The sequence below is a fragment of the Bradyrhizobium sp. 45 genome, from assembly GCF_023073155.1.
In the GTDB taxonomy this organism is placed as follows: Bacteria; Pseudomonadota; Alphaproteobacteria; order Rhizobiales; family Xanthobacteraceae; genus Bradyrhizobium; species Bradyrhizobium canariense_D.
The window spans coordinates 1-17,417 of sequence record NZ_JADPIX010000079.1; the positions used below are offsets into that span (position 1 = coordinate 1).

Below are 17,417 nucleotides of genomic sequence, written 5' to 3' on the forward strand. Positions count from 1 at the left end.
AGCGGCCAGGCGCCGCGTTCACAGGCCGAACATATGACCGCACCGTCATCCCTTGTTCAACCAGAGAAAGATCTTGCAGCCCGGGCCGTTCCACATATGAGTCAGAGCCCTTATTCCATGCCGAAACACACCCCTCGCACTGGTTTGGGCGTGCTCGCCCGCGCTCTGCCTGAGTCGGACGACATTATCGCTAAGTTACGCGCCTCGCGCTACTCGCAGACTCCAGGAGCTACCAGCCGGCAAGATCAAGACCTACAAGGCCGTCAAGGAGGCACGGAGCCTCGCTAGTCGTCGACAGCACGGTCCACGTTGCAGACGTTGCGAGCTAGTTAGACGGGCAGCCGAAGCCAAAGGTCGTTGCTGGACAACGTACCGGCCGGCGTGGCTATCTCGATATCGACGACGCGAAATGAGCCGGGCTGGTCATCATACAAGTAGCGAAGATGCCAGACAGGGCCGAGTTCTGGTGTAATGGCGAAGTCATCTAAGGCAGTCGCGACGTATCGAACGGCATCGCGATGTGCTATCGGCGCGGAGAACATCGTTTCCATCAGCGTGGCAAGGCTCATACCTTCCTGGAGCAAGGTTCGCGCGACTTCGTCACCGTGGACGAGCCTGAGGGCGGATACGAGGGCCGCGATAGCGTCAGGTTCTTTAGAGACACGGCACATTGGTTTCTTGCCAAAAGCCGGACTGTTGACGCAAGGGCGCGTGGGCGGCGGTTGCGTGTTTTCTCGGGGCAATGGACGTCTGCTACAACACCTCAGCACGAACCTGAGCCACGCCACGTTTCGTAATCCCCAAGCTGCGCGCAGCGGCCAGCGAGAGGTCGAGGACACGGCCACGGACCCAGGGTCCGCGGTCGGTGATACGAACCACCACCGACTTATTCGTCTCAAGATCAATGACGCGGACTCTCGTGCCGAACGGCAGACGGCGGTGCGCCGCGGTTAGTAGATTCCGATCAAATGATGAACCGCTCGCTGTCTTCCCTTTGGCATACGAATAGTACGAGGCTTTTCCGGAAATGGCTCGATTGAAAGATTGACCGCCTGAACGATCTTTCAAGGACTCTTCTCCGTTCGGAGGTTGCGTTTGCGGCTCATCCTTCTTTATCTGATCGAGCCCTTCAGGAGCGGGCTCCGCTTGAGCCTTTGGGATGATAGACCATCTGTCATTGAATGTTTGCCCGACAGCAGGGGTCGCGTGAAGCCCCGTCAAAGTCGAGACCGTTGCAATCACGATCATTCCAGAAAGCGGACGCATGATCGACCTCGCCACAACTCACACAGAGAAACAATGCAAACTCGTAAGGCGCGTTCCGGGACATCCGGGATTCATATGCGGAGAGGTGATTTCATACCGATGTTTCTGCAATGTCTCGCACGGCGGAACCTAGACGCAGCGCAGCAAGCAGATAGCCCGCTAGAAGCGTGACCGGTAGCCGCTGATGATGCACCGCCGGAGGCTCAGGTCATGAAACAAGGGCCCGCCGGGTTAGCGCTATGTTGGCGACTCTTCTAACCCAATCCAGTGATCGGTGCCCGCCGATTGCCAACAATCTCAATTAAACTCCGCCGGCTGATAAGGTCGGCGGGTTTTTCTTTTTGCGCGCCAGCAACGCCGGTTCCCACTGGCGGGTGCAATTAGGTGACTGTGCGTGATGGCGTATCTGCTGGGGCCTGCGCACTTCCCTCTGGGGCTGCGGGCGTAATCGGACCTGCCACTACGATAGCAGGCGGCTTTTGTTTCCGTTGCCGAAGGGACCAACCATCCAGCTTCTTCTTCCATCGCTTGTTCAAGTCTGGCATCGAAATATAGGCGGAAAGGTCATCCGGATCAGTGCGACTGAAATCAATAATCTTGCTGGCGTCCTTACAATGCCCGACGAGAGCGCCGGACCAGTAATGGTAGGCAACCTTCTCGTCGAACACCTTGTTGGCGATTCCAACTGCAATGAGCTCATGAATGTTCAGGCACGCATGCACTGTCTTATATTCATCGCCCTTTACAACTTCCTTGAGAGCTTCCCCCCGTTGATCTGTTTGCTTACAGCTTCCACATGATCATCGAATGCTTGGAACAGTTTCACGATCGAGCTATCCGCCTCTGTCTTGAGAAAGAAGTCGATCGTAGCTCTCCTGCGTGCAATCGTCCTCGTGACATGTATCGAATAGAACGCTATGCCCCCAACAACGATGGCAACACATGGCGTGATCAGAGGCGCATACGGCAGAAGCTTGTTCGCTGCGAAGTGGGCAGTATCGTATATTGCCCAACCCCATGACGCGATGCCTTGACCGCTCATTGATAGCTGCGATCAGTAACGCGGTGTCCGATGACCGGTGGCGCCGGTGTAGGGATTCGCGTTTCCGCTGGTGCCGAAGTTGTCCCGCTGCGTGCCGTTCGGATTGGTCGCGACGTACGGAGCCACATAGGTGCCGATGCTACGGGTGTAGCCCGACGAAGTGTGCGTGCTCGGGTTCGAGCCAGTGCCGCTGAGATATTGCGCGTGTGCTGTGGTTGCGGCGAGCGTTACTGCGACGGTCAGAACGAGTCGTTTCATTCCCAGTCCCCCAAATGGTTTTATAAAGCGCCGCACGCAACCACAGCTAGACCGCGGCGTCGAGTCCCGACTAAGGAATGGGCCGGCTACTGTCGCCTTGGGAATTTACGGGGTCGCCGGCTCACGCTAGCGGGGCCCCAATCTTTCCGGGAAATCTTGGCAATGGCGCGGGCCCACTTGCATCCCAAAGCCCCCCTGACCGCCTTGGGGCTGAACTGATCGTGCGGAACAGAGCAGCGCCGACCGCAGGCGCCGCAGCGATGCGGAAGCCTGCGGATTCCCCCTTGAAACGGCCCGGGGCCTCCCTAGACCTCCTGGTATTGAACGCCGAGGTTCTCGCACGCGGTCTCAAAAGTCTTCTTTGCCTCCGAATCTTCAAAGCAAAAGCGCGCCCCAATGTCCGCGCGATCGATCCACCAGTCGATTTTTTGTCCTTCTGCAATGCGCGACGCTTCTCCGCGGAGCAGATCAAGTTGTCTCCCGGCGGCACGAACGATCAGGCAATTTTCCTTGGCCATCAAATGCTGTCCTCAAATGGTGATGCAGTATGGATAATTGATGCCGACAAAAGATGAAAATCATGTGGCCGAGGGCGGGAACAAGCGGCAATCGAGGCGGAATCCCCCGCGGAGATCATTGATCCCTTTTCAGCTTGCGCCGGTCCCAATGCGGTTCTTTCCCCTTCGGGTTGAACTCCGGGACATGTTGTCGCTTCAGTGCCCTCATGATCCCGATCCGGGCAAACATCGTCGGTCCGCCGCCTTCCGCTACCAGGATCAGCGCTTGCATCGCCGCTTGCCATTCCGGCGCCGCGTGCTCTTTCTTCGGCAAGGGGCAATGTACTCGCCGGCGTCGAGTTAGCGTCAGCAGAGAGCGATCGTCAATCCTGACCGGATCCTCGAAGGGGCGCCGCCAGCCTTTGGTCATTTCGTCTTTCGATAGCGGGCGAGCTCCGCTCTTGCGAGTGCCCGGGCCTGCTCAAGCGCTTCTGCCCCGGTCAACAGGTTCGGCGCGAGCCGCCGTCCCGGCATATCGTCCCAGTAGAAATAGACGCTCGCCCGACCATCGGCGAAGCAGACTTCGTAGCTGCCGGTCTGGGGCACAGCCTCGTGCTTGCGGATGCGGACGGGGGTGGGCGCCATCGGTCTAAGCAATTGCCTTTTCGGCCTCGGGTTCATCCTGAGGCCGCTTTTTAGGTCGGCGCCGGTTCACCGGGCCATTCTTCTTGGAAAGAAGCGACGATAAGCGCCTGGACAGCTTGGGCTCGCCCCCGGATGATGTAAGTTTCCGTGCAAATCCCTAACGATTGGGGGCTGCCGTGGGTACTTTCTTACTCCTGCTCGCGGCGTGCGTTGTTGGTGTTCTTCTCCTACAGGCCTTCCGCCGATAGGGCCGACTGCGGACGCAAGAGTTGCCATTAATCCTCAGCCCAGCGCCGAATTAAGCTTTTTGGCCGGTTGTTTTTGACTGTGCACGGTTGAGCGCGTTCAACTCCATCAGTGGAGACGAACGTGATCACTTGGCTGCTCGTAATCGTAATCGCGGTCAGCGTTGCAATCCTGATTGCCCACGCGATTGACGCGATACGTTCCTGAAGCTCAGCGCTGCGGTGCCCTTCTGCTTGTCGTGCGTGTGGCACGCTCGCGTCAGGCGGCCGGTTCACGCTGGCGGGCCCGCTGTTCTCCGGGCGAGAACAGATTGTGATTCTAATAAATCTTCGTTTGTTCCTTGCGCGTGTATTTATAAGCGGAACACCTAGAAGTAAGGCCGCCTCAGTTAGCGGCCTTCTTGCTGTAGTTCTCTGCGATCTCGTGCAGCGCGGCCCGCTCGAGGGGATCGGTCGTCGCCTGGGCCAGCTCGCGGCAGATAGCTTCCATATCCTACCGGTGTCTTCGCAAGCGACGCAGTTCATCGCTTAGCCTTCGGCGCATCCGTTCTCGGCCTCGGGTGCACCCGCGCGTCGACCAAAACCTCGGTGATGGCCTCGCGCAGGCTGTCCCGATCGAGAATGCGGATGAGCGGGTCGATGGTCTCCGCCGCGTCTCGCTCGCGCGTGAGGTAGTCGGCCAATGCCATCATGGCGAGGTCGTAGCTCTGCTGATCCGCTTGGCGGGGCGAGGCGCGCCATGCTCAAGCAGCTCCGGGTAATGGAAGCGCGAGTTGGACGGCAAAGGGCTTGGTAGCATTCGCTTCGATGAAGGCCCGCAAGGCGGGCGTGATCTCGGCGGCGGCGCGTTCCGCCAGCTCATCTGCGACCTCGCTGGTCGCGTCGCGGGGCCACCCCTCAATGCGGCTGAAAGCCACGATCCGAACCGGATAGGCGTACTGGCCTAAGAGCGGGTCGCGGATGATCGTTCCGAACTCGGTGTGCTCCTCGTCGGTCTCGCGCCTACCGCAGCCGCCCTGGCGCCGAGATCATCCAGGAAAGATTCCGGTTCACGCTGGCGGGCCCAAGCGGCGCGTTCCGGTGGACGCTAGCCTTAATTGCCCCGCATTGCTGGTCGAACGAGCCCCATGCGTGCCGCATATGGTTGGAAGAATTGCAGGTTGATTGCTGCGGTTGCCGCGTTGCTTGCATCCGGCGTCGGGCTAGGAGGGTGCGCCACTTCGAGTACCGGCTCTTCATTGATGGACGCACGAGCGCAGGCACCGGCCCAGGCTCCAGCCCTCCATTATTCCGCCGTAGAAGATGTGCCCCTGAGGCGCGGCCCCGCTATGACTCCCGATCAGCAGATGAAGCTCAAGCAAGCGCTTGTCGCAGCGCGCGATCGACAGGGCGCGAAAGCCAGCGGCGAGCGTGAGAGCACTACAACTGCCAAGCCCTGAATGGTCCGCCACTGTTGCTACTGCGGTTGACGGTGGAGCGCCGGACTACGGGCGCCCGGAGGGCTCTGCGTTTCCACTACGCAAGATCGGAACCTTATGAGGTTCCGCCGACTTGGGGAACTTAAGTGGTTAATTTACATGACCTATTCCATTCCGATATTCACTGAGTGTTGCAGGCTAGCTACAGCAATAAGCAAGGGAAAAAGTAAGGTCTGCGCGGCAGTGGGTGAACAAGTCGTGCTTTCAACTTCTTCCTGGGGAGACACTCGTGAGAAAACTTCTACTGACTGCGGCCGGGGCACTGGCTCTCGGCCTATCGGCTCCCGCCAGCGCGGCGGATATGGCAGCGCGTCCCTACACCAAGGCGCCTCCGATGGTCGCCGCTATTTACGACTGGAGCGGCTTCTACATCGGCGCCAACGGCGGTTGGGGCTCAAGCCGCAACAGCTGGGATTCGGTTGCGCCCTTCCTGGTGGGCCCCGAGGGTTCGCACGATGCAACCGGCGGTGTTGCGGGTGGTCAGGTTGGCTATCGCTGGCAGACCGGCACCTGGGTGTTCGGCCTGGAAGCGCAGGGCGACTGGGCGGACCTGCGCGGCAACAACCTGAGCACCCTGTTCGGACCGGGCTTCCGCAACGATTCACGGATCAATGCGTTTGGTCTGTTCACAGGTCAGCTCGGCTGGGCCACCAACAACGTCCTGTTCTACGTCAAGGGCGGTGCTGCCGTGACCGATAATCGCAACCGGATCTATTCGACTGCGACTGGCGCTGTGCTTGCCACCACCGGCGATGACACCCGTTGGGGCGGCACGGTTGGGGTGGGCCTGGAATACGGCTTTGCCCCCGGCTGGTCGGCTGGTGTCGAATACGATCATCTGTTCATGCAGGATCGTACCCTCACTTTCACGGGCCCCGCGGGCCTAGCATTCGGTGCGGATCGCATTCGTCAGGACGTCGATCTCGTCACGGTTCGCGTCAACTACAAGTTCGGCGGCCCTTCCATCGGACGGTACTAAACCGTTCAGCTCTCCCGTTCCAGTAAACTGGCCCGGCCGCAACAACGGTCGGGCTTTTTCTTGATAATCCGCTCTTTCTGATTGCGCCTGAGTTCTTGAACAGGCTGAACGGGGCGGTGTGAGTACTCCCACGTCAAGCCGAGTTTGATTGTAAGGGGTTGCCTGGTTCAGCCTAAGTGCGCGGGCAGGGCCTTCCTCGCCGCCCTGGAGCATCCGCCAGCCGAGCACGAGCCGATGCTTGACGAGCTGATCGAGCACCCGTCGGCGAGCGTTCTCCCGCGCCTTGCCAACACGCCGCAACGTCGCATCAATGATCGCAAGGGGCGTCGCGGGAGTAGGGGACGGACGGCGCGGGAGCGCTGGTCGGCGTAGACCAGGAGGAGTGACGATGACCGACGTGCTTCTTTGGGACGCGGGGCCTGGATCATCATCATGGTCGGAGCTGTCGGTATTCTGGCAGCGGCCATGCATGCTCGCCGCATTAGGGAAAAAACGCCGAGGCGGGCTTGAAGCGATCGACGCAAATCACGGATCCTATTGCGCGACATGGGCAAGGCTCGCCACGACGACGATCTGGCTGACTATCACCTTCGCGCCGCCGGCGTCGCGGCGATCTGGATCGAGGGGCCGGGCATATCGGCGCGGCGACCGTCGCGACCGTCGAGGACCAGCCGGGCCGCATCGTCGATTGCTGCATCCGCAGCGTCACTTCCGCCGCAGCTATCACTGTACGATTGAAGCAGTCCGTCCAGGCAAGCCCGAAGCCATCCCGCGCAAGCTCGAGGATGGCGGCCGGGCTCTGCGTCGGCCTCACCAAGCACCACACGGACGTTGAGCGCCCTCGCGCCGCGGTCGCGGCCTTCAACGCGGCGATCGAGAAGATGGAGGCGGCGAACTATTCGAGTTCAACGCGGCCTTCAAGGCCGCCCGGAAGGTTCACCCAACCATCCGCTACCAGGATTACCTGCACGCCCGGAAGGCGGCTATGCTAGAGGCCGCGGCGAGGGAGACGCAGCGGTAAGGCTGTCGTCAGGTTTTGAGCCTATTCACATGCGAGCTATCTTCGTCGCACCAAATGCCGGTTGTGCCTCATTTTTCAGACGAAACCCCTCTTGATCAAATTGACTTGCCGTCCCGTCTTCGCAATGCGCTCGAGATCGAGGGCGTCAAGACCGTCGGCGAGGTACGGAACATGGCCGATGCCGATCTGCTGAGCTTCCAGAACCTCGGCGCCGCCTCCGTTCGCCATCTGCGTCAATTATTCGGAGCTTCGCGAAGCGACCGACGTCGAAAAGGACGCGGCGGCGGCTAAGCCGGGAGAGGCGCGCGAAACGAGCACCGGGCCCCTCTTTCAGGTACTCGCCGAGATAGGCGCTGCCGGATAATTGCCTTTCGACAGAGTGGGGGAGGGCTGCGGCGGCGCACGCGAATATTGGCGCCTGGCCCTCGGGTTGCATCGCGGCGAGCGAGATCATTTTTCGTGCCGGCGTTGGTGCGCGAGCACTTCACCTCCTCCAATTCAAACCCGGCGAGTGGGTCGAATGGGTGCCCTCTGCCAGCAAACCTGCCTCATGGCCCCAGCGGCATCGGCGCGAATTAGACGGACCAAGCAATAGGGCTTGCCCCCAAGCGCCGGAGCATTCACGAACGATCGAATTCCGGCGGCTCAGCACTCGCGGCTTGCCGCAAACGTTCGGCCTCCAGTCTAAGGCGGCCCGCGCGTTTCAAAGCCTCGTGGCGCTCGGATCCGGCAGGAAAGTTGCGCGCTTCCGCAAGCGCAGCCTCAGCCTCCTGCCAAGCGCGATCAGCCTCCAATTGCTGTTCCTTCTGCCCCATGGCCAACCCGTCGCAGCTACCCGGCACGGACACTCGGGTGATCGTATCCAGCGGCTTTGGCATTTTGCAACTGCGATCGCCCATCGCAGCTAGTTTCGGGCCGATCGAAATCGCGGGTTTACGCAGGGGAACAACTGGTCATCAAAGCGAGTTGGGCAGTGAACCGAATGGAGGACGTCATGAAATTGCTCGTTGCTTCCGTCTGCTTGTTGGGCCTCGCCGCGGTCTCTCCGGCGGAGGCGAAAGGCTGCATAAAGGGTGCGATTGTTGGGGGTGTCGCTGGGCACCTGGCAGGCCATGGTAAGGTCGGAGCTGCGGCCGGATGTGCCATAGGCCATCATGAGGCCAACAAGCAGCAGAACCCGAGCGATTCAAACGCCCAGGCCCCCGCGAAGCAGAAATGAGGAGCTAAAAGTCCGACGGATCGACGTCTTAAAGAACGCCCAGACCCAGACGTTGCTTTTCAGTTGGAGCTCGACACCGGGGAAACTTTCCTTGTGCCGATCGGACCGAAATTGGTGTCCGTTCTGATCGAGAGTCTTGAGCGAGCGCGGCGGATAATGCCCGCGGTACTATCACGCCAATAGGTAACTCAACTTCGGGATATGGCAGACGATGTCGTCGGCCCCTTTTCCGACAGAGCGCGCTGGTAGCGATTGCCGCGCCTCAAGATTTTGCCGAGGATCGTGCGGTCTCCCGTCGAGATCTGCGGGGGCACCAGTCCGAGCCAGGCGCCGAAGTCGCGGCCTTTGGAGAAGACGTCTCCAGTGCCGATCGCAGCCACCATGGCGCTCGAAATGATCGGCCCGATGGCAGGCACCGCCATCGGGCGCGAACATGCCTGATCTTGACGGCCAGGGCTTCGATCTCGCCGGATAGGCTATCGATACCTGATCCAGCCGGCGCCAGTCGCCTGCCAACTCCTCGATGACACGCAACAGGCGTGGCGACAGGGCATCGGTGCGCGTCGCAAGGATGGTGGGCAGTTCCGTGCGCAGGAAGCCGATACCCTGGCGCACGACGATCCCCCGTTCCAGCATGAAGGCCCGAATCTGGTTGATGATGCCGGTGCGTTGTGAAACCAGCGGTTCGCGCACCCGATGCAGCGCCTGCAGATCCAGTTGCTCTGCGGTCTTGGTCACCACGAACTTCATCGTCGGGCGCTGCACGGCTTCGGCAATCGCTTCGGCATCATTGAAGTCGTTCTTCTGTCCCTTGCTATAGGGACGAACATATTTGGCCGGCATCAACCTAGCATCATGACCAAGCGATGCGAGTTTGCAGCTCAGGTGATGTGCGCCGACGCCGATCAGGCAAGGCGGTATGTTGGCGAGCCGCACTTCCACTTGGCCACGCGACCACTTTTGCCGCAGCACGATGGCGCCGCGTGCATCGTGGCCCACGACGTGGAACGAGTTCTTGCCGATATCGGCGATCGCGGTATTGCGTATCTGGGACATGGCGTGCTCCTTGTCTTTGGCGTCCCTAGCCAGCTTATCGCTGGCGGGGCAGGAGCACGGCCGGACCATCCCATTCTGATGTCCCCAGTCAAGCACACAACGCACGGTTTCCCATCTCCACGAGGCTTATCGTGAAGTTCTTGCACCGATAGATCGTGCAGAGGAGAAGGCGGAACCCAAAGACGTCGGTGAACAGGCTCTGATGCGCGGGTTGGATACCGCATTTCCGTTTTTTCGTCTGGGGCTGTCCCTGCTCTAGCGTCAGGCGTCGATCGGATGATCGGCCACATAATGGGTTTCAGGATTTCCCCTGCCGTGGTCCCACCTTCACCTCTGCACGATTGATGTCTGCGACTACCCCTGATCCTGATTGCAATAAAGGGGGCTGTGGGCCGGTCGAGCGCACCTCACGACTCGAGCGGTCCACAGCCCGCAACGACGCTACGCCTGTCGAGGTGGCATGAGCTCGCGATTGATTGCCCAAATGAAGGCGGATAGCTCTCGGGCAATCGCCGTGACGATTGCGGTTCGCCGCTTGCCCTTCCGCTCAAGTGAGCGGAAGCGTCCGCACAATCTGGTTTGCGCTTTCCACGCAATCTCGCGCGCGCGTCTCGGTGCCGCCTCCACCTTTGGCTGCTTGTCTCGGCTCACGCGCGGCGGATACGGCTCGCTCGGCGTCGTCCTCGTGTGCCTTCGGATAGCCGAAGTAGATCAGCACGCCGTCGCCCATGTACTTTGCAACGAATCCTTCGAACCGGCGCACAGCACGGGCAACACACGTCTGATAGGCCGAAATGATCTCACGCAGATCCTCTGGGTCCAAACGTGCGGAGAGCGACGTCGAACCGACAAGGTCCGAAAAAATCACGGTGACCTGGCGGCGCTCGGCCGTATCCTTGGCAGCTTTGTCCCTTACCAGTGGAGTGTCGACTATTGTCGTTGGTGCTCCTCCCTCGGAGTGCAACCTCTCGATAGCGTTGAGCAGCTTACGGCGATGCCCTACAAGTCCGACCCCAAGGTCCTTTAAGTCCTCGGCCGTCAAGCTCGGCAGGACTGTTTCGTCAATCTGATTGTCGCGGAATGCCGCCTCATATTGTTCGAGGCCAAGCCTCCGCAGCCACCCTCCGACGTCCATGACGGCGCCCTATCACCTAACGTTACATGATCCCTCAAGCGAAACAGACTGTCTAGGTACCGCGTTCGAATGGTCTCGGGGAGGGCAGTTCTTGGCGAAACGCGGACCCGCCTGATCGGCACATCCGCGAAGAGCCAAGATCTACGACGAGGTGAGGGTTCCGCAGCCATCCTCTCATACAGCCGCCACCTCTATGCGCGAGTGCGGCAGATGAGCTAGATCTGCTGGGGTCATTTGGAGGCAACGCCCTCCTCGAACAGCTCAACCTTGCCGCGCGTGTTGTCTGTTATCGCAAAAACCTCGTAAAAATCGATCTGCGGCTTCATGCCGTAGCGCTGGATGATGCCCTCGAGCCACGGCCCGGTGTAGAACGCCGTAGCGTCCTCGATACGCTCCCACTGGTACACGCCGCCCGCCCAGCCGCTTTCGGACCAGATGAAGTGCTTGCTGATCAGCCCCGTCACCTCGCGGAAGTTGGGTGCGATCTTGTGAAAGTGCTCGCAACACGCGGCGTAGTCGATCTGCGGCGGCAGCTTGTATCGTACAACGGCGGTAATCATGTGACCTCCTTGTAAGCATGCCCGGCACAACATTGATGGCAAACCCGCGATCAAGCAAACGAAGCGGGAAGCGACCTGGTCAAAGGCGCAAAGCTAACCGGGAGCTTCTGTTCTGCTGCGACAAGTCGACTATTCCAGAGCACGCTGGACTCAGCGTTAGAAGTCAGCCTTATCCTGCATGGTCTTTGGATAGGCGTCCCTCAATTCGCGTAACGCAGGCTCCATGCTGGCGCGTGTGTACGACCGAAATATCGATCATCCACTCGCGCCGATCGCGATCACATGCGACAGACGGTGCCGTGAGTAGGTCAATACGATTGACAAGAGCCTTAATTGCCGCGGCTATCTTCCTCCAATGTTTTGCGCTAATGTGAACGTCTTCACACCTGTGTAGCAGACGGGCTCAGATGATGCCCGAAGAGAGGCGAGCTAAGGGCCCGCAAAGCGCCACCCGGTTCTATTCCACTCACACGCGAGTTTGGGAGTGACACATGGAAAAGCGCGAAATTGGCAACAGCTTAACGAAAGGTCCGTCCGAAGCGAAGCGGGGCGCCTTCTCCCGCCGTTCGGTACTGACGTTGGTTTGCACCCTCGGCGCCGCCGCGCCATTTGGATTCGGAGCGGCTCGCGCGCTGACGGCATCCGGGACTGGATCGCTGTCTTATAGTCCTGACTTTATTTGCCGCGCCGCGGCGAACACTGAAGAGCTGCAGGGCCCACCCCGCCAACTAAAGATCGCCTGGAACGCGAACGCGGCTTGCACGGTCGCTGCGGCAGTCGCAAAGGAACGGCGTATCTTCGCCAAGCACAACCTCGATGTCGATTTCGTCAATTTCGGCGGTACGACCGACCAGTTGTTGGAGGCAATTGCGACGGGCAAAGCGGATGCCGGTTTGGGATTAGCCCTGCGCTGGCTCAAACCGCTGGAGCAAGGTTTCGACGTGCGTATCACCGCCGGTGTGCACGGCGGCTGCATCCGGCTCCTCGGCTCCAAGGCTGCGAATATCGACAGCCTGGAGTCCCTGCGCGGCAAGGCTATCGCGATTAGCGATCAAGCGAGCCCAGCGAAGAACTTCTTTTCGATCTACCTCGCCAAAAAGGGCATCGATCCGGCCCAAGAGGTAGAGTGGCGCCAGTACCCGGCCAATCTGCTCGCGCTTGCCGTCGATAAGGGCGAAGTGCAGGCGCTAGCCGAGATAGATCCGCTGCCCTATCTCTGGCTTAAGGAAGGCAAACTTAACGAGATCGCGACGAACTTAACGGGTGAATTCGCCGATCGAACCTGCTGCGTTCTCGCAATACGTGGCAGCCTCACGCGAAGCGAAATGCCGGTGGCAGCCGCTCTGACCCGATCGATACTGGAAGCGGCAGATCGAGTTGCCAGCGATCCCGCCGATGCCGCAGCAATCTATTCGGGGTACGGCGGGAGAGGGTCCCTAGAGGATCTCGCCACTATGTATCGCAGCCATACTCATCACAGGCATCCCGTCGGGGCGGAGCTCAAGAAGCAACTTCTACTCTACACCGATGAACTCAGGGCAGTGAACGTCATTAAGCGAAGCACCGACCCGGCCAAGTTCGCCGACCGGATTTATCTTGACGTTCTAAGCTGAGCCGATTGGGAATATCCGCAGTGAGCTCGGTCATCGATGAAGTGCCGAGGCCATCAGAGAAATCGGGTTTCGGCTTTTTTGAAAGTTCGACCACTCGGTCGTTAATCGGAGGACTGTCTGCTGCCGCGGCATGGTCTATGGTTGCCGCGCTTGCTGCGTTCTGGCCGGACAGGCCCGAGAGCGATTGGGCCTACACGGGCGGCTTCGCCATTGCCTGCGGTGCATTGGCCCTTGCCCTTTCCTTGGCGGCCTTTGCCGGCGTTCGTTTTGTTGCTTTTCAGCGACTCCACAGGCTTTCTCCGTGGCTGTTCGCGCTCGCGCTGTTTCTGGCTTCTTGGGAGGCTGTCACAGCAAAGTTTGGATTGCTGCCGTTGCCGTTTTTCCCGCCGCCGCAGGCCATTGTCGAAGTTGCAATCGACGATTGGCGGCGGCTGGCTGAAGGCATTTTCGCCTCAGCTCGTCTGCTCGCGACCGGCTATTTTCTCGGCGCGGCGGTAGGGTTCGTAACCGGCGTGGCGATCGGCTGGTCGCCGCGCGCCGGCTATTGGATCCACCCAGTTTTGCGGTTCATCGGGCCGTTGCCCGCGACAGCTTGGCTGCCGCTCGCATTTTTCGTTTTCCCCTCGAGCTTCAGCGCCAGCATTTTCCTGATTGCGCTCGCCACGGGGTTTCCGGTCACCGTGCTCACCTGGTCGGGCGTGGCCAGCGTGAAGAGCGCCTATTACGATATTGCGCGGACATTGGGAGCGACCCAGCGCTTCCTCGTGCTCAAGGTTGCCATTCCGGCGGCAATGCCACATGTCTTTGTTGGCCTGTTCATGGGTCTCGGCAACTCGTTTGCGGTTCTTGTCGTAGCCGAAATGCTGGGTGTGAAGGCGGGGCTCGGCTGGTATCTGCAATGGGCGCAGGGTTGGGCGGCCTATGCCAATATGTACGCCGCGCTGCTGCTCATGGCGTTCTTGTGCTCCGGTCTGATCACGCTGCTGTTCCGCTTGCGGGACCGCCTGCTATCCTGGCAGAAAGGTCTGGTGCGATGGTAGCGCCGATCGCAAGCGATCACGCGATCCGTGGATCTACGCTAACGCTCCGCGAAGTGAGCCATCGTTTTGATCTCGAAGGGCAGCCGCTGCCAGTATTGGATCGCATCAGCTTGCAGGTCGACCGCGGCGAATTTGTTGCTCTCCTGGGACCGAGTGGGTGCGGAAAATCGACCTTGCTGCGGCTGGTCGCGGGGCTCGACACTCCAACGGCCGGCGCCCTGCTAACGGAGGGAAGGGAGATCGAAGCACCCGATCCGTCGCGCGTCGTCGTTTTTCAAGACCCCACGCTCTATCCGTGGCGGACGGTATGGAGCAACGTTGCGCTCGGTCTGGAAGCCCGCGGGTTGCTCCGCACCCATCGCGGACGTGTCGAAGACGCGCTGCGCCTAGTGGGACTCACGGGCTTCGCCAATGCCTACCCGCACCAGCTTTCCGGCGGTATGGCGCAACGAGCGGCTCTGGCGCGTGCGCTTGTAAACGACCCGAAGCTGCTCATTCTCGACGAACCTTTGGGCCAGCTCGACTCGCTGACTCGTATCGCGATGCAGGCGGAACTTGTAGCACTTTGGCAGCGCTCGAGTTTCACGGCGCTGCTCGTCACGCACGATGTCGAGGAGGCGCTCTTGCTCGCCGGCCGCGTCATCGTGCTGAGCGACCGACCTGCACGGATCAAGGCGGAAGTCGTCAACCGCCAGCCCTATCCTCGCCACCGGGGCGATCCGCATTTCGTTGAGCTTCGTCGCGAAGTGTTTGAGCGTCTTGGCCTCGATGAGGCATGGTAACCGTCAAAAGGAGCTCGCCTTGACCGATCTTCTCATACGCATCATAAAGCAGCCGCACGGCGTGCTCGCCGCGATTGCTTTAGCGGCTTGGTAGCTACCCCGTTGAAGTCTAACAATTTGGAGCGCACGGAGCCTTCTATGACCTCGGAATTCAACGTCCACAACGCCGCTGGCTATGAGCAGCTAATGGGCCGCTGGAGCCGAAGACTCGCGCGGCTTTTCATCGACTTCGCAGGGGTTGCCGACGGCGAAAGGATTCTCGACGTCGGCTGCGGTACCGGGAGCTTGACCTTCGCGCTCGCTGAAGCCGCCGACCTCGCCGAGATTGCCGCGGTCGACTATTCACTAGTCTTCGTCGAGGAAGTGATCCGGCGCAACACAAACCCGCGAATAAATGTCCGACAGGCGGATGCCTGCGCGCTGCCCTTCGAGGGCGGCACGTTCGACCGCGCTTTGGCGCTTCTCGTGCTCCACTTCGTTCCCGAAGCCGGCAAGGCAGTAGCCGAGATGTGCCGCGTCGTTCGGTCGGGCGGCGTGGTCGCGGCAGCGGTGTGGGATCATCTCGGCGGCATGCCCGGCATGCGCATGATGGTCGACACGGTGGCGGCACTTGGTGAAAGCGGCCGCCAGCTGCGCAGTCGCTATTGCTTTCAACCGATGATGCAGCCGGGCGAACTGAGACGGACTTTTGCCGAACAGGGTCTCGCGGACATTGCGGAAATGGAACTGATGATCCGCATGGACTACCAAAGCTTTGCCGACTATTGGGCGCCAATTGCCGCTGGCGAAGGGCCGCTCGGCAAGTATGTGGCAGCGCTCGACGCTGCGGAGCGAGCGCACACCGACGCCGCCGTCCGCGATGCCTACGAGGCTGGCCGGCCCGATGGCCCGAGGTCCTTTGCAAACGTCGCGTGGGCCTGCCGTGGCATCGTTCCTTAACTCGACGGTCAAAGCCGTCTCTTCCGAGTCCTGAACCCGAAATCGTTCACCCAACCGCGCATGTCATTCGGCCCTTTAATTGCGGTTTGATGTCAAGTGGTGTCTCCTTTCTTGAAGGCGGTAGCGCTCGACCTGTCGGAGCCCGCCATTGCGTAGACAGGGCGAGCGCGGGTGATGACGATGCCAGTCCGGTTGCGGTTTGGCGGCGTTGAGCCTGATGCCATCGCTGGGGTCATGGTCCTTTCCGAGGTCGCGCAGCGCCTCATGATGATGTCCGGGGCGGACGCCTCAACGTCTGCAGCGGGGTACGGTCAAGCCGCCACCAGCCGAATGAACGAGGTCGTCACAACCACCGTCCCAGCGGGACATCGCCAGTCCGGCGAACCGGACCAGGAGCTAATAAATAAAATCAGGCTTCCTTCGCCTGACCCCAATCGAACGGTGTGCCATCGACCCAGACGCAGTGGAGGATCACGGCGATCTTGCGGGCGATGGCGACTTTTGCCTTTCTCATGCCAATTCGCTTGGCAAGCTTTATTCCCCAAGCCTTGAGAGAAGACCATTTCTTGGTGCGATAAAGCAGCACCGTCGCCGCCTCGAACAGGTAAGCCCGGAGCAGACGGTCGCCCCATCGGGATATCTTTCCGTTGATGTCCGTTTCGCCAGATTGGCTGCGCCGCGGTGTAAGACCCAGATAGGCGCCGACGCTTGATGCCGATCGGAAGCGCGATGGATCATCGATCGTATGGCGGAACGTCAAGGCAGTCACCACGCCAACACCAGGAACCGTCATCAGGCGACGCGTCGTCTCATCCGACTTCGCCAACTGGCGGACTTCGTTGTCGAATGTGCCTTGTTGCTTGCAGATCTGCTCATGGATCGACAGAAGCGGCGCGACCGCACTGAGGAGCTGATGATCTTCACCCAATAGCTCGCGAACCTGATTGCGGAATTGCAGGCCGATCGCACGGGGGAACAGCAAGCCGTATTCTTTGATGAGACTGCGGACCTGGTTCTCGATATCTCGACGAATGGCCACGAGCCGGGATCTCGCCACGAGTATCGCACGGATCTTCTGACTTTCCTCGCTCTTGACCTTGACTTCTCGATACCACCCAACCCGTACCAGTTCGGCCAGACCTCGAGCATCGTTCTGATCGCTTTTGTTCATGCGCACTGACAACGCCGCGTGCGCATGCCGAGCGTCGATACAGACCACTGGAAGATCAACCCTACGAAGCTCGTGCCAAAGCCAACTCGCCATCGCCCCGGTCTCAAAACCAATGCGCTCGGCGTGTGGAGCTCGCTTGCGAAGCAGTGCCGTGAGCGTCCCGGGGTCGGACTTGGCCTTTCCCTCGAACAAGACCTGACCTACCTCGTCGACCACACATACTGACGTTTCTTTCTGCGAGACATCCAGCCCAACATACTGCTTCATAGCCCCTCCGATTCGTAAGATTGCGGAAGACTAGAAGATAGCGGACCCTTCGTGCCGCGGGCGCCGACCGCAATTACGCCATCGTCTGCAATATTGGCTCTGACTCATATGTGGAACGGCCCGGGCTGCAAGATCTTTCTCTGGTTGAACAAGGGATGACGGTGCGGTCATATGTTCGGCCTGTGAACGCGGCGCCTGGCCGCT

17 protein-coding genes and 3 pseudogenes are annotated in these 17,417 nt (G+C 60.2%); 6 read left to right on the forward strand and 14 right to left on the reverse strand.

Going from position 1 to position 17,417, the window contains the following annotated elements; genetic code table 11:
- Window positions 1-329 precede the first annotated feature (329 nt).
- The 8 genes and pseudogenes from IVB42_RS13585 to IVB42_RS13620 form a co-directional block, all read right to left on the reverse strand.
- A complete protein-coding gene (locus tag IVB42_RS13585) occupies window positions 330-569 on the reverse strand; it encodes a hypothetical protein (RefSeq protein WP_346732220.1) in 240 nt (79 codons plus the stop codon).
- Window positions 570-753: 184 nt separating this feature from the next.
- The gene (locus IVB42_RS13590; protein ID WP_247371458.1) at window positions 754-1,266 is read right to left on the reverse strand and encodes a septal ring lytic transglycosylase RlpA family protein; all 513 of its coding nucleotides are present in this window, start codon (window positions 1,264-1,266) and stop codon (window positions 754-756) included.
- A gap of 1,054 nt (window positions 1,267-2,320) precedes the next feature.
- A complete protein-coding gene (locus tag IVB42_RS13595) occupies window positions 2,321-2,566 on the reverse strand; it encodes a hypothetical protein (protein WP_247470409.1) in 246 nt (81 codons plus the stop codon).
- Window positions 2,567-2,871: 305 nt separating this feature from the next.
- Window positions 2,872-3,084: a hypothetical protein gene (locus IVB42_RS13600; protein ID WP_247470410.1), complete on the reverse strand. Its 213-nt coding sequence runs from the start codon at window positions 3,082-3,084 to the stop codon at window positions 2,872-2,874.
- Between the two features lie 115 nt (window positions 3,085-3,199).
- Window positions 3,200-3,493 carry a hypothetical protein gene (locus IVB42_RS13605; RefSeq protein WP_247470411.1) on the reverse strand — a complete coding sequence of 98 codons (294 nt, stop codon included), beginning with the start codon at window positions 3,491-3,493 and terminating at the stop codon, window positions 3,200-3,202.
- Window positions 3,490-3,708: a hypothetical protein gene (locus IVB42_RS13610; protein WP_247470412.1), complete on the reverse strand. Its 219-nt coding sequence runs from the start codon at window positions 3,706-3,708 to the stop codon at window positions 3,490-3,492. Before IVB42_RS13610 ends, IVB42_RS13605 begins: the two co-directional genes overlap by 4 nt.
- 766 nt (window positions 3,709-4,474) lie before the next feature.
- On the reverse strand, window positions 4,475-4,645 hold the full coding sequence (locus IVB42_RS13615) for a hypothetical protein (protein ID WP_247470413.1): 171 nt from the start codon (window positions 4,643-4,645) through the stop codon (window positions 4,475-4,477).
- A gap of 51 nt (window positions 4,646-4,696) precedes the next feature.
- A pseudogene (locus IVB42_RS13620) lies at window positions 4,697-4,989 on the reverse strand (hypothetical protein).
- 671 nt (window positions 4,990-5,660) lie between these two features.
- On the opposite strand from IVB42_RS13620, the gene IVB42_RS13625 reads away from it, so the two are divergent.
- Window positions 5,661-6,410: an outer membrane beta-barrel protein gene (locus IVB42_RS13625; RefSeq protein WP_247369731.1), complete on the forward strand. Its 750-nt coding sequence runs from the start codon at window positions 5,661-5,663 to the stop codon at window positions 6,408-6,410.
- 1,096 nt (window positions 6,411-7,506) lie between these two features.
- Here the strand turns inward: IVB42_RS13625 and IVB42_RS13630 are convergent.
- Together IVB42_RS13630 and IVB42_RS13635 are read right to left on the reverse strand one after the other, a co-directional pair.
- Complete coding sequence (locus IVB42_RS13630) at window positions 7,507-7,659, reverse strand: hypothetical protein (protein ID WP_247369733.1); 153 nt, start codon at window positions 7,657-7,659, stop codon at window positions 7,507-7,509.
- Window positions 7,660-8,051: 392 nt separating this feature from the next.
- Window positions 8,052-8,309 (reverse strand): hypothetical protein, encoded by a 258-nt coding sequence (locus IVB42_RS13635; RefSeq protein WP_247369737.1) that lies wholly within the window; start codon window positions 8,307-8,309, stop codon window positions 8,052-8,054.
- 116 nt (window positions 8,310-8,425) lie between these two features.
- Here IVB42_RS13635 and IVB42_RS13640 point away from each other — a divergent pair, with 116 nt between their 5' ends.
- Window positions 8,426-8,650: a hypothetical protein gene (locus IVB42_RS13640; RefSeq protein ID WP_247378235.1), complete on the forward strand. Its 225-nt coding sequence runs from the start codon at window positions 8,426-8,428 to the stop codon at window positions 8,648-8,650.
- A gap of 245 nt (window positions 8,651-8,895) precedes the next feature.
- Here the strand turns inward: IVB42_RS13640 and IVB42_RS13645 are convergent.
- The 3 genes and pseudogenes from IVB42_RS13645 to IVB42_RS13655 all read right to left on the reverse strand — a co-directional run.
- Window positions 8,896-9,706, reverse strand: a pseudogene (locus IVB42_RS13645) (IS110 family transposase); the annotation flags it as partial.
- A 661-nt stretch (window positions 9,707-10,367) separates the two neighbouring features.
- Window positions 10,368-10,841: pseudogene (locus tag IVB42_RS13650) on the reverse strand (adenylate/guanylate cyclase domain-containing protein); the annotation flags it as partial.
- A gap of 230 nt (window positions 10,842-11,071) precedes the next feature.
- Window positions 11,072-11,401, reverse strand: coding sequence for a hypothetical protein (locus tag IVB42_RS13655; protein ID WP_247470414.1), 330 nt, complete (start codon window positions 11,399-11,401; stop codon window positions 11,072-11,074).
- A 491-nt stretch (window positions 11,402-11,892) separates the two neighbouring features.
- On the opposite strand from IVB42_RS13655, the gene IVB42_RS13660 reads away from it, so the two are divergent.
- The 4 genes from IVB42_RS13660 to IVB42_RS13675 all read left to right on the forward strand — a co-directional run bounded on the left by IVB42_RS13660 (window position 11,893) and on the right by IVB42_RS13675 (window position 15,775).
- Window positions 11,893-13,014 carry an ABC transporter substrate-binding protein gene (locus tag IVB42_RS13660; protein WP_247470415.1) on the forward strand — a complete coding sequence of 374 codons (1,122 nt, stop codon included), beginning with the start codon at window positions 11,893-11,895 and terminating at the stop codon, window positions 13,012-13,014.
- Between the two features lie 20 nt (window positions 13,015-13,034).
- The gene (locus IVB42_RS13665; protein WP_247470416.1) at window positions 13,035-14,054 is read left to right on the forward strand and encodes an ABC transporter permease subunit; all 1,020 of its coding nucleotides are present in this window, start codon (window positions 13,035-13,037) and stop codon (window positions 14,052-14,054) included.
- Window positions 14,048-14,836 carry an ABC transporter ATP-binding protein gene (locus IVB42_RS13670; protein ID WP_247470418.1) on the forward strand — a complete coding sequence of 263 codons (789 nt, stop codon included), beginning with the start codon at window positions 14,048-14,050 and terminating at the stop codon, window positions 14,834-14,836. The genes IVB42_RS13665 and IVB42_RS13670 overlap by 7 nt, the downstream gene beginning before the upstream one ends.
- Window positions 14,837-14,974: 138 nt before the next feature.
- On the forward strand, window positions 14,975-15,775 hold the full coding sequence (locus IVB42_RS13675) for a class I SAM-dependent methyltransferase (RefSeq protein WP_247470420.1): 801 nt from the start codon (window positions 14,975-14,977) through the stop codon (window positions 15,773-15,775).
- 409 nt (window positions 15,776-16,184) lie between these two features.
- Here IVB42_RS13675 and IVB42_RS13680 read toward each other — a convergent pair whose 3' ends face one another.
- On the reverse strand, window positions 16,185-17,213 hold the full coding sequence (locus IVB42_RS13680) for an IS110 family transposase (protein WP_247470423.1): 1,029 nt from the start codon (window positions 17,211-17,213) through the stop codon (window positions 16,185-16,187).
- Window positions 17,214-17,417: the final 204 nt, after the last annotated feature.

What these genes read in the sequence shown, in the direction of transcription:
- IVB42_RS13585 (WP_346732220.1), bottom strand. Translation starts at nt 569, where the DNA reads ATGAGCCTTGCCACGCTGATGGAAACGATGTTCTCCGCGCCGATAGCA.
- IVB42_RS13590 (WP_247371458.1), bottom strand. Translation starts at nt 1,266, where the DNA reads ATGCGTCCGCTTTCTGGAATGATCGTGATTGCAACGGTCTCGACTTTG.
- IVB42_RS13595 (WP_247470409.1), bottom strand. Translation starts at nt 2,566, where the DNA reads ATGAAACGACTCGTTCTGACCGTCGCAGTAACGCTCGCCGCAACCACA.
- IVB42_RS13600 (WP_247470410.1), bottom strand. Translation starts at nt 3,084, where the DNA reads ATGGCCAAGGAAAATTGCCTGATCGTTCGTGCCGCCGGGAGACAACTT.
- IVB42_RS13605 (WP_247470411.1), bottom strand. Translation starts at nt 3,493, where the DNA reads ATGACCAAAGGCTGGCGGCGCCCCTTCGAGGATCCGGTCAGGATTGAC.
- IVB42_RS13610 (WP_247470412.1), bottom strand. Translation starts at nt 3,708, where the DNA reads ATGGCGCCCACCCCCGTCCGCATCCGCAAGCACGAGGCTGTGCCCCAG.
- IVB42_RS13615 (WP_247470413.1), bottom strand. Translation starts at nt 4,645, where the DNA reads ATGATGGCATTGGCCGACTACCTCACGCGCGAGCGAGACGCGGCGGAG.
- IVB42_RS13630 (WP_247369733.1), bottom strand. Translation starts at nt 7,659, where the DNA reads ATGGCGAACGGAGGCGGCGCCGAGGTTCTGGAAGCTCAGCAGATCGGC.
- IVB42_RS13635 (WP_247369737.1), bottom strand. Translation starts at nt 8,309, where the DNA reads ATGCCAAAGCCGCTGGATACGATCACCCGAGTGTCCGTGCCGGGTAGC.
- IVB42_RS13640 (WP_247378235.1), top strand. Translation starts at nt 8,426, where the DNA reads ATGAAATTGCTCGTTGCTTCCGTCTGCTTGTTGGGCCTCGCCGCGGTC.
- IVB42_RS13655 (WP_247470414.1), bottom strand. Translation starts at nt 11,401, where the DNA reads ATGATTACCGCCGTTGTACGATACAAGCTGCCGCCGCAGATCGACTAC.
- IVB42_RS13660 (WP_247470415.1), top strand. Translation starts at nt 11,893, where the DNA reads ATGGAAAAGCGCGAAATTGGCAACAGCTTAACGAAAGGTCCGTCCGAA.
- IVB42_RS13670 (WP_247470418.1), top strand. Translation starts at nt 14,048, where the DNA reads ATGGTAGCGCCGATCGCAAGCGATCACGCGATCCGTGGATCTACGCTA.
- IVB42_RS13675 (WP_247470420.1), top strand. Translation starts at nt 14,975, where the DNA reads ATGACCTCGGAATTCAACGTCCACAACGCCGCTGGCTATGAGCAGCTA.
- IVB42_RS13680 (WP_247470423.1), bottom strand. Translation starts at nt 17,213, where the DNA reads ATGAAGCAGTATGTTGGGCTGGATGTCTCGCAGAAAGAAACGTCAGTA.